Origin of the sequence: Acetobacter musti (assembly GCF_011516835.1) — a bacterium.
Lineage (GTDB): Bacteria > Pseudomonadota > Alphaproteobacteria > Acetobacterales > Acetobacteraceae > Acetobacter > Acetobacter musti.
Genome location: NZ_WOTB01000007.1, coordinates 1 through 12,900, shown reverse-complemented (window position 1 = coordinate 12,900; position 12,900 = coordinate 1). Strand labels below are relative to the sequence as shown.

The 12,900-nt window shown below is 60.3% G+C and carries 11 protein-coding genes and 1 pseudogene; 7 read left to right on the top strand and 5 right to left on the bottom strand.

Annotated elements, in window-relative coordinates; all coding sequences use genetic code 11:
* Positions 1 to 99: 99 nt before the first annotated feature.
* Together uvrC and GOB93_RS07005 are read right to left on the bottom strand one after the other, a co-directional pair.
* Positions 100 to 2,058 (bottom strand): excinuclease ABC subunit UvrC, encoded by a 1,959-nt coding sequence (gene uvrC / locus GOB93_RS07010; RefSeq protein WP_173582795.1) that lies wholly within the window; start codon positions 2,056 to 2,058, stop codon positions 100 to 102.
* 426 nt (positions 2,059 to 2,484) lie between these two features.
* A complete protein-coding gene (locus GOB93_RS07005) occupies positions 2,485 to 3,546 on the bottom strand; it encodes a dipeptidase (protein WP_173582906.1) in 1,062 nt (353 codons plus the stop codon).
* 117 nt (positions 3,547 to 3,663) lie between these two features.
* Between GOB93_RS07005 and GOB93_RS07000 the strand changes: the two genes are divergently transcribed.
* Entirely contained in the window at positions 3,664 to 4,002 is a 339-nt protein-coding gene (locus GOB93_RS07000) for a hypothetical protein (protein ID WP_173582794.1), read from the top strand.
* A 327-nt stretch (positions 4,003 to 4,329) separates the two neighbouring features.
* Positions 4,330 to 5,124 carry an exodeoxyribonuclease III gene (locus tag GOB93_RS06995; RefSeq protein ID WP_173582793.1) on the top strand — a complete coding sequence of 265 codons (795 nt, stop codon included), beginning with the start codon at positions 4,330 to 4,332 and terminating at the stop codon, positions 5,122 to 5,124.
* Between the two features lie 176 nt (positions 5,125 to 5,300).
* Here GOB93_RS06995 and GOB93_RS06990 read toward each other — a convergent pair whose 3' ends face one another.
* Positions 5,301 to 6,017 carry a response regulator transcription factor gene (locus GOB93_RS06990; RefSeq protein WP_173582792.1) on the bottom strand — a complete coding sequence of 239 codons (717 nt, stop codon included), beginning with the start codon at positions 6,015 to 6,017 and terminating at the stop codon, positions 5,301 to 5,303.
* 211 nt (positions 6,018 to 6,228) lie between these two features.
* Between GOB93_RS06990 and GOB93_RS06985 the strand changes: the two genes are divergently transcribed.
* The gene (locus tag GOB93_RS06985; RefSeq protein WP_173582791.1) at positions 6,229 to 6,765 is read left to right on the top strand and encodes a L,D-transpeptidase family protein; all 537 of its coding nucleotides are present in this window, start codon (positions 6,229 to 6,231) and stop codon (positions 6,763 to 6,765) included.
* A gap of 85 nt (positions 6,766 to 6,850) precedes the next feature.
* Here GOB93_RS06985 and GOB93_RS06980 read toward each other — a convergent pair whose 3' ends face one another.
* Positions 6,851 to 8,686 (bottom strand): cation:proton antiporter, encoded by a 1,836-nt coding sequence (locus GOB93_RS06980; RefSeq protein ID WP_173582790.1) that lies wholly within the window; start codon positions 8,684 to 8,686, stop codon positions 6,851 to 6,853.
* 481 nt (positions 8,687 to 9,167) lie between these two features.
* Between GOB93_RS06980 and GOB93_RS06975 the strand changes: the two genes are divergently transcribed.
* Genes GOB93_RS06975 through GOB93_RS06960 form a run of 4 tightly spaced genes read left to right on the top strand, consistent with a single transcriptional unit; the run spans position 9,168 to position 12,565 of the window.
* Complete coding sequence (locus GOB93_RS06975) at positions 9,168 to 9,458, top strand: putative quinol monooxygenase (RefSeq protein ID WP_173582789.1); 291 nt, start codon at positions 9,168 to 9,170, stop codon at positions 9,456 to 9,458.
* Positions 9,459 to 9,467: 9 nt separating this feature from the next.
* The gene (locus GOB93_RS06970; protein WP_173582788.1) at positions 9,468 to 10,691 is read left to right on the top strand and encodes an arabinose transporter; all 1,224 of its coding nucleotides are present in this window, start codon (positions 9,468 to 9,470) and stop codon (positions 10,689 to 10,691) included.
* 24 nt (positions 10,692 to 10,715) lie between these two features.
* Positions 10,716 to 11,282, top strand: a complete 567-nt coding sequence (locus tag GOB93_RS06965; protein WP_173582787.1) for a GlcG/HbpS family heme-binding protein — start codon at positions 10,716 to 10,718, stop codon at positions 11,280 to 11,282.
* The gene (locus tag GOB93_RS06960; protein ID WP_242010596.1) at positions 11,279 to 12,565 is read left to right on the top strand and encodes a major royal jelly family protein; all 1,287 of its coding nucleotides are present in this window, start codon (positions 11,279 to 11,281) and stop codon (positions 12,563 to 12,565) included. The genes GOB93_RS06965 and GOB93_RS06960 overlap by 4 nt, the downstream gene beginning before the upstream one ends.
* Before the next feature lie 234 nt (positions 12,566 to 12,799).
* Here the strand turns inward: GOB93_RS06960 and GOB93_RS06955 are convergent.
* Positions 12,800 to 12,900: pseudogene (locus GOB93_RS06955) on the bottom strand (IS5/IS1182 family transposase); the annotation flags it as partial.

Here is a 12,900-nt window from a genome sequence, read left to right as displayed (position 1 = left end):
TTCCATGACAGTCTTACCGGGCGTTCTCATCCATCCCACGATATCCTGCACCGGCTGGCTCAGCCCGGCTCTCGGCCGGGACACCCCACAGAACGCCCCTCAGGGCGCCCGTTCCGGATGAAAATGTCCGTATATCGCCCGCGCCGTCTCCCGGTTAATCCCCGGCGCCGCCTCAAGCTCACTCAGACCAGCCTGCCCGACCGCCCGCGCCGAACCGAACCGGTTCAGCAATGCACGTTTCCTGGCCGGCCCGATACCCGGGATCTCGTCCAGCTCGGACTTTACGAGCGTCTTCGACCGCCCGGCCCGATGCGTCGTGATCGCAAACCGATGCGCCTCATCCCGCAGCCGCTGCAGATAATACAGGACCGGATCGCGCGGTTCGAGCTGAAAGGGCGGTGCCTCTCCGGTGTAGAACCACTCCCGTCCGGCGTCCCTGTCCGGCCCCTTGGCAATTCCAACGAGCTTCACATCCCTCACACCCATCCCGTCCAGCACCTCCCGCACAGCGGAAAACTGCCCGGCGCCACCATCGATCAGCAGAAGATCCGGCCAGTCCTCAGGCCTCCCCGCCACACCGGACGCCTCCGCCTCGCGCAAGGTCCGTCCAAACCGCCGTTCGAGCACCTCACGCATCATGGCGAAATCATCCCCGGGCGTGATCGGACCTTTGATCCCGTATTTACGATAGGAACGCCGGTCGAACCCTTCGGCTCCCCCGACAATCATTACACCATAGGGATGCGTGCCCATAATGTGGCTGTTATCGTAAACCTCAATCCGGCCGGGAGGCGCTTCCAGCCCAAAGACACGGGCCACGCCTTCCAGCAGCTTCGCCTGCCCCGCGCTCTCCGCCAGCTTCCGCTCAAGCGCTTCACGGGCGTTGGTGCCTGCATGCTCAACCACCTCGCGCCGCTCACCACGCTGCGGACGCAGGATCTCCACCTTCTGACCGCGCCGGATCGACAGCGCTTCGGCAAGAAGCGCGGCCTCCGGAAGATCGTGATTCACCAGGATCAGCGGCGGCGGCGGCTTGTCGTCATAGAACTGGGCAAGAAACGCCGCCAGGATATCCGCGCTGCTCTCTTCACGTGTATGCACCGGATAGAACGCCCGGTTCCCGTTATTGCGCCCGCCCCGGATGAAGAACACCTGAATACAGGCCTGCTCCGCCTGCTGCCAGACAGCAACAACATCGCCATCCCTGATGGACGCAGGGTTGATCACATTGGACTCCTGCATCTGCGCAAGCGCGCGGATCCGGTCCCTCAGCACGGCCGCCCTCTCGAAATCAAGCGCCTCCGCCGCCCGCTCCATCTCCGCGGCGAACTCCGCCCTGAGCGCAGCGTCATGGCCTTCGAGAAAGTCCTCCGCCTGCGTCACCAGATGATCGTAGTCTTCCTGACTGATACGGTCGACGCATGGGGCGGAACAGCGTTTTATCTGATGCAGCAGACAGGGGCGCGTGCGCGACGAGAACACCGAGTCAGAACAGGTGCGCAGCAGAAAGACGCGCTGCAGGATGCTGACGGTCTGATTGACAGCCCACGCGGACGCAAAAGGACCAAAATAACTGGCCCCCTTCTCCATTTTGCCGCGATGTTTGGCGATCTGCGGAAACGCGTGCTGCCGCGTCAGAACGAGCCACGGATAGCTCTTGTCATCCCGCAGCAGAATATTGAAGCGCGGCTTCATGCGCTTGATGTAATTGGCCTCGAGCAGCAGCGCCTCGGCTTCAGTATGCGTCGTGACGATCTCCATCGAGACCGTCTCGGAGACCATGCGACGCAGCCGCTCAGGAAGACGGGACAGCTGCGTGTAAGACGTCACCCGCTTTTTCAGCGCGCGCGCCTTCCCGACATACAGCACCTCCCCTTTCGCCCCGACCATCCGATAGACACCAGGCGACAGCGGCATGGTCCGCAGCGCCGCCTGAATGGCTTCCACCCCCTTCACCACCGGAAGAGTCTCCGGACTGGCTGAGCCATCCGTGGCCGGCCTCTCCTCCGGAGTCGATCCGGCCTGATCCGCAGTCGCCTGAGGGGTTTCGTCAGTCATGACAAATCATCCACCGAAAGTGTGGATAACTCTGTGGAGCGTAAGATGACAGATTGATGGACCCCCCGGATTTCCGCCCCGGACCTTGGATTGCATAAATTTTAGACACCACAATCAACTCTTTGATTTCATTGTGTTTATTTTTCAAATGACCCCACCCGATCTGACGAATCGCCGGAAGCGATTGAAATCACTGCGAGTCAATCCCGGACGTGGACAAAATTCACCGGACGCCACAGAAAGTCCGCAGGCTGTGTGATCCCGGTTTGTTCCACTCCCGTATCGCCTGCGTCTTCCGACCCGAATCCCGCCTCCGGATGATCGCCATACGGCGCTAACCTGCCGGTTCCGGGTCACGGCGAAATACCCATCCATCGCCCCTTTGCGATCGGCTGATGGCCCGGATCATCACATCAGCCCCTCACGTCAGCGACACGCTTCCCGATCCGCTTTTTCGAGCAGCCTGAGAAAATTCCCTCCCCAGAACGCAGCAATCTCGCTCCGGTCATATCCTCGCCGCATCAGCTCCGCGGTTAACGCCGGAGAACCGGCCGCATTTTCCCAGCCATCAAGCTGCCCGCCCCCGTCGAAATCGGATGAAATCCCGACATATTCCGGACCAAGGCGCCTTACAACGTAATCCAGATGATCCATATACTCCGACACGGTCGCCCTTCGCCCTCCCAGCTCCGCACGCGGCCGCAGAAAACCACTCACAGCGGTAATCTGAATAAGCCCCCCGCACGCCTTCAGCGCATCGAGCTGCGCGTCATCCAGATTGCGCGGATGGTCACACAAAGCCCTCACACAGGCATGAGTCGCCACCACCGGCACCGACGACACTTCCGCCGCCTGCAACATCGTGTCCCGGGACGTATGAGAGATATCCACCAGCAACCCCAGGCGGTTCATCTCCGCGATCGCTTCCCGGCCCAGCGCTGAAAGGCCACCGTGCCGGGTCTCCGCGTCACCAAGGCGCCGGTCGGGCTGACCTGAATCCGCCAGCGCATTATGCCCGTTATGGGTCAGCGTCACATACCGGGCGCCAAGGTCCCGAAACCGGGCGAGAAGGCTGATGTCCTCACCCATGCCGTAGCCATTTTCCACTCCAGGCACGACCGCCAGAACATTGTCCCTGAAGGCCGTCTCAATCTCAGCAGCCGTCTGACAGATCCGGGCCGTCAGACCTTCGCGGGTGCCCTGCATATGAGCATTAATCGCCTCCAGCATCCCGATGGTCTGAGCCTGCGCCGCCTTATGCCCCTCGGCATCGACAGTCCCCTGCGGAATATAGGCGACAAAACAGCCGGCAGTCAGATGTCCCCGTTTCATCTTCGGAAAATCAACGTGACGCCGGGGCGTATCCAGAAACGCATCATCCCGGTCAGGCCACGGGATATCGATATGACTGTCCAGCGTGAGCAGAGACCGGTGAAGCGTCAGAGCTTCAGCGGAAATTTTGGAATCGGCAGCATTATCGGAGGTCATCATCTCTGAGAAATCGGTCCTGCCAGACGGATTTGCAAGCCGGTTTATCCGGTCGGCAACATCTTATGCACATGCCCCTGACAGAGCCTTCCACAATTATCGATTGGAAAGGCGTTTATGACTTTTGCAAACAGGAGACAAAGCCGGACGCTGCTCTGCACCTCTTTATCTCAGCGGCTGTTTTATCTCAGGGGCTGTTTCAAAAGCCTTCCTGTGAAATCCCCTTTAAATCGTAAAGAAATTTTTGGTGAAGCTTTTTTAAAAGCTTCAGAAGACGCCGCTTTTTTGGGAAAAAGGCGGCACCCAAAAACTTTTATTGTTTTTATCAAAGGCCTGTCGTGGCGCGCCTTTTTTGAGGCTGGCTTAGATGAGCGAATAAATGGGACAAAAAACATAATATTATTCGTATGTTATGAAAGACTTTATCCCGGTAAAGCTTTTGAAACAGTCTCTTAACAAACCGGGATCAAAGGGACCGCGTCCCTTTGTGGGGTTCGGGGCAAAGCCCCGAAAAGCCACTACACCTGTATCTGCAAAGGATATAAACGCCAGAAAAGCCCCCGTTATCATTACGCACAACAGGGAAAAACCTTCCCGAATCACCGAAACGCCACCCGTCTCCGGAAACCATTATGACAAACAGATCCGGAGTCAGGGCGCGGTGATCCCCATCGTAGCCGTGCGGACCCCGAATTTCCTTTCCCCCGGAAAACATCCCGTGGATGCCAGCACCGGAGAAATCGCTCTTGCCCTGCGCCCGCCGATAAGCGATGCCCCTGTCCCATGCGTATCGTCACCTGGAACATCAACTCCCTGCGTCTCCGTCTTCCGCTGCTTGGCGATCTCATCCGCCACCTTGCGCCAGACGTCATCTGCCTTCAGGAAACCAAGGTCCCCGACCCCCTTTTCCCCGAAACAGCGCTCGCCGAACTGGGCTACCCCCACCAGATCCGGCGCGGAATGAAGGGGTATAACGGCGTCGCAATCCTGTCGCGCCACGCGCTCAAGCCTTCCGATGACACCCCGGACTGGTGCGAGAAAGGAGACTGCCGCCATGTGGCAGCCCGTGTGAAAGGCGCCGGCGGACCGGTCGAAATCCATAATTTCTATGTGCCTGCCGGTGGTGATATTCCCGATACGGAACTGAACCCGAAATACGCTCACAAGCTTGCATTTCTCGATGAGGTGACGGCCTGGTTCAGAACCCACCATCTGACACGCTCCGTGATCGTAGGCGATCTCAATGTCGCCCCCCTGGAGAATGACGTCTGGAGTCACCGCCAACTTCTGAACGTCGTCAGTCATACCCCGTCCGAAACGACACGACTGACCGACTGGATGGAAACCGGTTTCGTGGACGCGATGCGTCACTTCGTTCCGCCAGCCGAAAAACTGTATACGTGGTGGTCATACCGGAACCGGGACTGGCAGGCGTCCAATCGCGGCCGCCGCCTCGATCATGTCTGGATCACGCCCGACCTTCAGGACGCTCTCGACGGAATGACAGTCGTGCGGGAAGCACGAAACTGGACGTCCCCGTCCGACCACGTGCCGGTCGTTATCGATCTGTCAGCATAAACAGGGGCTCTTGGCCCGCCCCGGACACCATGCGGGCAAAAAACGATGAAGCGGCTATCACCCCTTCATCGCGTTTCCTGCAATCAATCCGGTTTCACAAAAGCCGCCTTCGCCCGGAAGGAGAGCCGGAGGAAAGCCCCGGAACCTCCCCTCATCCGCAAGACAGCCCCCGAGACTCAGAGTTTCGCAGCGCCGCCTTCAGGGTCGAGGCGATAACCGCCTCCCTCCGTAATCAGCAGCGTCGCGTTCGACGGATCAGGCTCGATCTTCTGACGCAGACGATAGATATGCGTCTCAAGCGTATGCGTGGTCACAGCCGCATTGTATCCCCAGACCTCGTTCAGGAGAACCTGACGCGGCACCGGCCTGGTTCCGGCGCGATACAGAAATTTCAGAATCGCCGCTTCTTTCTCAGTCAGCCGGATGCGGCGGTTGCGGGCCGTCTCCACCAGGAGCTTCGCCGACGGACGGAATGTATAAGGCCCGACCGTAAAGACCGCGTCCTCGCTGTTCTCGAAAATCCGGAGCTGCGCACGCAGACGGGCAAGCAGCTCCGCGATCCGGAATGGCTTCGCGACGTAGTCATTCGCCCCGGCGTCCAGACCCCGCACAATATCCGACTCATTGTCAGAGCCGGTCAGCATGATGATCGGCATTCTGATGCCGGCCCGCCGCAGGTCAACACAGAAATCACGACCATCACCGTCCGGCAGCGAGACATCGAGAATGATGGCGTCAAAACGCGCATCGGGGGTTTTCAGAGCCGCCCAGGCCTCTTCCACCGTTGCTGCCTCAACCGCCTTGAACTCACCGTCCACCTGAAGCTGCTCTACAAGCATGTGCCGAAGAGTCTGGTCATCGTCGACGATCAGAATTGGACGTGCACCCGACATCTCTACCTCATCTTCATTTTCGGGCTCAGTAACCGCCCCTTGCCGTCGCGACAACAGGTCTTTGCACTCAGCTTCCCGTCCGGCTCACGAAAAGACGAAGTTCGTGTCATCACGACTCCGTGACAGAGTGGCATAAAATATACGACGGCGCCATTTCAGTCCGCTTCTGTTCCGGTATAGATCGCACATCATCCACCGGAAAGACGGCGCCATGATACATGCCACGCTTGTGCCTGAAAGCGGCTGCGCTGCACAACTGCATTGCGCAGATCAGATTTTTACCGCCGTGATCGGTGCGAACGGCGTAAGCACGCATAAAGAGGAAGGCGATCAGGCCACGCCCGCCGGCCTCCTTCGTCTGCGCCGGGTTCTCTACCGCGCCGATCGCGTGAAACGCCCGGAAATCGGCGCCGCAGGACCGGATGGCGTCCGCCTGCCACTCGAGCCCCTCTCCCCGGCGGATGGCTGGTGCGACGACGTCACACACCCGGATTACAACCAGCGGATCACCCTGCCTCATCCGGCCCGGCACGAACGTCTCTGGCGCGACGATCACCTTTACGACATCGTCGCCATCCTGGGGTACAATGACGATCCGGTCGTGCCCGGACGCGGCTCCGCCATCTTCCTCCACCTCCAGTCGCCGGACAGACGTCCGACCGAAGGCTGCATCGCGCTCACCGAAGCCGATCTGCGCAACGTTCTCGCCCGCGGCCTGACCTCAGTCTCCGTCCGGCCACCCGCCTGATATCATTCCGCCAGCGGCATCACTCCGCCGGTATCAGATGCACCCATATCAGATGCGCCGCTACCGGATGCAAAACAGGGTCACATCAGCCGGCCGTAACGGCCTCAGACCCGGCCTTCGCTGTCGCGGGCGGAACGAAAGCAATCAGAATATCGCCGACAGCCGGCGCCTCCTCCTGTGCATCCTCGGCTGACCGGATCGAGAAACCGGCGCCCGGACGAATGCTGACAAAAACGAGTCTGTTTCCGTCCGGGCGGGAAAATGCCCCGAACGTAGCCGCCGTAACGTCCAGCGCCTGAAACCGCCAGCCATCGGTAAAGAGAGTGTCGAGAAGCGTAAAATTCCATTCAGGCTGCCCAAGAACCTTGCCGCGCGCATCACGGCTCAGACCCCGGTACTGATCGAGACGCCTGATCCCGGGGCTGACCTGATAAACACGCGCCCGGCCGAAATGCGGCGCAAGATGCGCGCAGACCATACCGTTATAAATTGCGTCCGGCGTCGCCGCGATCAGGTAATCCGCCGGCAGCTCCTCAAGACTCTCGGCCCCGGCTTCAGACAGAATCTCCGTATGAAGAACCGGCACTCCGGCCCGCCGCGCCGGCACAAGAGCGCGGGCAGCCGTATCGACCAGCGTCACCGGCGTCCCGGCTCTGATCATCACTTCCGCAAGGTCCCGTGACCACGGACTGGCACCGACAAGAGCCAGGGCAGGAACATTCGAAAGCGTCAGATGCAGCCGCCGGGCCAGCGGCGTCAGAGAAAAACCATGCAGCAGCATCGTCGCCGCAATGACCGCGAAAACCGCAGGCATCACAAACTCGGCGCTCGCAAATCCAGCCTCACTCAGCCGGATGCCCGACACACCGGCAACAGCGGCCGCCACAATGCCGCGCGGAGCGATCCAGCCGAGGAAAATCCGGTCATTCCAGCTCAGGGCGCTCCCGATGGTCGCAAGATAGATGCCCAGAGGCCGCACAACGAAGATCACCGCGCAGGTAAGAGCGAATATCGGCCATGACAGACGCTCCAGCACCACAGGATGCAGATCCGCCGTCAGCAGAATGAACAGAAGCGACACAATGAGAACCACGAGGCTCTCCTTCATGCGCTGCAGTTCATTCAGGCCGGGCACCCGCATATTGGCCAGAGCCATGCCGAACACGGTCGCAGCCATCAGACCGGCCCCGTCCATGAACAGCGAGCCCAGCGCGTAAAGCGCGAGCGCGAGCGTCAGAAGCAGCGGCATTTTCAGCTGTTCAGGCATGAGATCGCGGACAAAAAGCTGCTTCACACCCCAGCCGCCCGCAATACCCAGCCCGATCGACACGACCAGACTGATAATGACCTGCGGCAGGATACCGGTGACAAAGGCGCCAGTCCCCTCATCCGGCCGCATCAGCAGAATTTCGAGCACCAGGGTCGCGAGAATCGCACCGACCGGATCGTTGAGAATGGCTTCCCACCGCAGGAACGCTGCGACGCGGGGCTGAAGTTTGGCCTGACGCAGAAGCGGCAGAACAACCGTCGGTCCCGTAACAACGACAATGGAGCCAAACAGGCAGGCCGGTCCCCATGTCAGGCCACCGACATAATGCGCGGCAGCCGATCCGAGCACCCAGTTGACAGGCAGAGCGATCAGCGTCAGCCGGAGAATCCCCTCCCCCGCCTCCCGCCACTGGCGGAAATCGAGCGCCATTCCCCCTTCAAACACGATCAGCGCAACAGCCAGCGAGACGATCGGATGAAATAACGGCCCGATCAGATCGGACGGGTGCAGCACGTCCAGCCCCGGTCCAAGCAGTAGCCCCAGACCGAACAGAAGAACGATCGCCGGCAGTTTAAAACGCCAGGCGATCCATTGCGCCGCCATACCACCGCAGAACACGAGGAATACGAGAAGCATCGCCCCCTGATTCATGGGAGCGTCACGCCAGAGTCAGATGTCATTCAGATCCGTTTTCCGTTTACAGACAAAGCAGGCCAGCCTTTCCGGCCAGCTCTCATAACCAGCCTCTCATAAAACGATTTCCGGCGCTGCGCGATGCCACGGAACAGATCTCACGGAAATGATCACGGTTTCCGTCAGAAGCCAGTGAAAACGCTGCCACCCCTTCTCCCGTCCAGCTACATGACCGGCCCGGTTTCTGTTCCGGTCTCACCCCGTCCGGCATCACGCCGGAAGCGACCCGGCAGGATCAGACACGCCGCATAAAACATCCGACATAAAGCGGCCGGCAAGGTTGTGACAAAAACACAGTTCATGCTGAAATGAAGCGGCAGTCCCCGGCACCGCTGATCATCGGCACTGCGGATCATCAGTCCTCCGGAAGTCATCATCGCGCCGGAAATGACGGCCTGCTCCGGGCCGGCCGGCACACGAAAAGCAGGAGAAACAGGACATGTCTCAGATTGAAGTCGTCGCCATCGTCCGGGCAAAAGCAGGACACGGCGCGGAAGTCGCCGCCGCAATGAAAGCATGCGAAGCACCCTCACGCGCGGAGAGCACCAACAGCCTCTACACACCACATCGTGATCTGGATGATCCGGACACATTCGTTTTCATTGAGCGCTGGGACAGCCGCGAAGCGTTGCAGGTCCACATGGAAACGCCGCATTTCAAAGAAATGGCGAAAAAACTGGAGCCCCTCCTTGCCGGTCCTTTTCAGGTGCATATCCTCCAGCCGCTTTAGGACCAGCCGATGAGCTCAACCGCCACGGAACATGGAACCGGCGTTCTCATCCGGCTGAGTATCGCCCTGTTTCTTTCCTATATGGCGGTGGCGCTCACCCTGCCCGTCATCCCGATTTTCGTGACGTCATGGGCAGGTTTCGGGAACATGCTGGCGGGACTCGCCGTCGGCATCGCGTTCCTGTCCACCATTCTCACGCGCAATCACGCCGGCATCGTCTCAGACCGGCGCGGCGGCCGCGTCTGCATGCGGCGCGGCCTCGCGGTTTACATCGCGGCCAGCCTGCTCTGTGCGCTTGCCGCTCTCCCGTCTCTGTCCACCTCCGCGGCGTTCGGCCTGCTGATTGCCGGCCGGCTTCTGCTCGGACTGGGCGAAAGCCTCACGATCGTCGGAATGCTGGGATGGGGCATCGGCCTGATGGGACAGCCACGGGCCGGCAAGGTTCTCGCCCTGACCGGAATGGCCATGTACGGCGCCTTCGCCGCCGGAGCCCCCGCCGGCCTGGCGCTGTTCCATGCAACCGGCTTCGCCGGCGTCATGTTCGCAGCCGCCATCATGCCCGCTCTCGGCCTTGCGCTGGTGCAGACTGTTCCGGCCTCGCCGGTGCATGACGGACAGCGCATCTCCTTCTGGCGGGTCATCGGCCTGATCTGGCGCCCCGGAGCCGCCGTCGGACTGCAGGGTGTCGGGTTTGCAGGACTCGGCGCCTTCATGGCGCTCTATTTCACGCACCGGCACTGGCCCCATCCGGAACTAGGACTTACCTGCTTCGGCCTGGCGTTCGTGCTCGTCCGGATTCTGTGCGGCCATCTCCCCGACCGGATCGGAGGCTACCCCGTCGCAGTCGCATCGCTGACAGTCGAGACAACCGGCCAGATGCTGCTGTGGATGGCGCCGTCCCCATGGATCGCGCTGCTGGGCGCCGTGCTCACGGGAGCAGGCTGTTCGATGGTGTTTCCATCCCTGGGTGTCGAGGTCGTCCATATCGTCCCGCCTCATCTTCGCGGAACGGCGCTCGGCGGATTCGCCGCATTCCAGGATCTCGCTTACGGCGCGACAGGGCCGGTTGTCGGATCTGTCGCGGACCGGGCCGGCTACGGAAGCGTCTTCCTCACAGGCGGCCTGTGCGCCGGCCTCGGAATGCTGGTCGCGGCCCGGCTCGGCCTCGAAAAATACCGGCATGAAAGCCGCCGGCGTGAAAGCGAACAGACCAGGAGCGCTTCACCGTTCTGAAGTCTCAGAAAGGAATTTTCCGATATGTCAGGACACATCCAGAAACGCATCCGGCGTTGCGTTCTCACCGCGACCACCGTCATCGCGGCTGTCAGTATTTCCGATGCAGACATTTCCGGTGCCGGCATTTCCGGAGCGCATGCCTCCACACTGATCACGACACAGAAACTCGACTGGGAAACAGCGGAAAAGCTTGCCGCAACGGCAGTACGCCTCTGCGCTCAGCAGGGTTACTCCGTGACCGCGGCCGTGGTTGACCCGTCCGGACACGAACAGGTGGTGATCAAAGGCGACACCGTCCCGCTACAGTCTCTGTCCGTCTCCTACCGCAAGGCGTACACAGCGTTTTCCTATGGTCAGGCATTCAACAAAAACACCACCAGCGAACTGATCGCGGCAAAACTGACCGGCCCCTCCAACGGCGCGCTGAACACCGTTCCCGAAGTCCTGTTCATCCCCGGCGGCGCCACGTTGCGGAAGGCCGACGGCACGGTCATCGGCGGTCTCGGCGTATCCGGCGCACCAGGCGGCGACAAGGACGAGGCCTGCGCGGTCAATGCCGTAAAAGCACTGAAAGGAGATTTTCAATGACGCGTGACAGCAGGGTCGCAAAGTCAGAGCAAAACGCCTCTTCAGGCTCCGCCACGCCTATGAGACGACGCGGCCTTCTCGGCGGAGCGGCGGCGGTGCCGCTGGCCAGCATTGCCATGACCGCCTTTGCCCGCGCCGAAGACAGACCAGCCGCAAAGACACCGGAAGCAGGCTCACAGACCGAAGACAAACGGGCCGCGGACGGAGCCGCCATGGCGCAGGACATGCTCCCGACCGGAACAATGGAGGTGATCGGCGCCCTGCCTGATCCCGGCCCTTCCGGAATCGCCGTCACCCCTGACAACCGCGTCTTCCTCACCTTTCCCCGTCACGCGGAAGACCATAATCATCCCGCTCTGGCCGAACTGATCGATGGAAAAGCCGTTGCGTGGCCGGATGAAAAAACCACCCGGCAGTCGTCGCTCCCGATCAGCCAGCGACTGATCTCGCCCCATGGCATGACAACCGACGCAAAAGGCCGGCTCTGGCTCATTGACGACGGCAAGATCGTCGGGCACCCGATCCCGCCCGGAGCCGCCAAGATAGTCGGCTATGACCCCGGCTCCCGAACCCGTATCGCGAATATCGTGCTCAGACCGCCTGTCATGCTGCCCGACAGTCATATGAACGACCTGCGCGTCGATCTGACTCACGGTGAAAAGGGAACGGTCTTCGTCGCGGACTCGTCCTTCGGAACATCCCCCGGACTTGTCATCGCGGATGTCGCGTCAGGGCGACAGAGACGCGTCCTGACACATCATCCTTCCATCCTTCCCGAACCCGGACTGGTTGCCGTCCTCGAAGGAAAACCCCGTCATTACAAGGCCAGCCATGCACAGTTTCCAACAGGCGGCGTGGACAGCATCACCCTGAGCGCGGACAGCAGCACACTGTATTACTCCCCCCTGACCAGCCGGCGCCTTTACAGCCTCCCGACCGCCCTTCTGTCCGATTTCTCCTCAACGGATCAGCAGCTTTCCGAAGCAGTCACCGATCTTGGCGAAAAGGTGCTGACGGATGGTCTCGCCACCGATCCGTGGAATCGCATTTACCTCACCGCGGGCGAACATGACGCGATCATGCGCAGAAACACTGACGGCAGCATCGATGTCATCGCCCGCGACCAGAGAATTATCTGGCCGGATGGCATCTTCGCCGACAAAAACTACGTGTATTGCGTCCTCGGTCAGTGGAACCGGCTGGCCGGCTTTAATGACGGACACAGCCTGCGCCAGCCCCCCTACCTGGTAGTGCGCTGTCCGATCAGTCCCCCCACAGCGTGACCGTTCCGGGTTCAGAGCATCGACGCGGGGGCTCTTCAGGCCTTTGCCTCAACCAGAATCAGAGAGCACTTCACGAGAAATCTCTGACAAAAAACAAAAAGTTTTTTGGGTGTCGCCTTTTTCCAAAAAGGCGGCGCCTTCTGAAGCTTTTTGAAAAAAGCTTCACCAAAAACTTTTCTATGATTTAGTGGGGATTCACCAGACGATTTTCGGAGCAGTTTCTGAGAGCCTGAATCAGAAAGCGGTTTGATTGATTTTTCGCAGAACTCTGCGGATATGGGCAATCATCAACCATGCGCAGGATGACGAGATTGTTGTCTCGACATCCTTCGTGA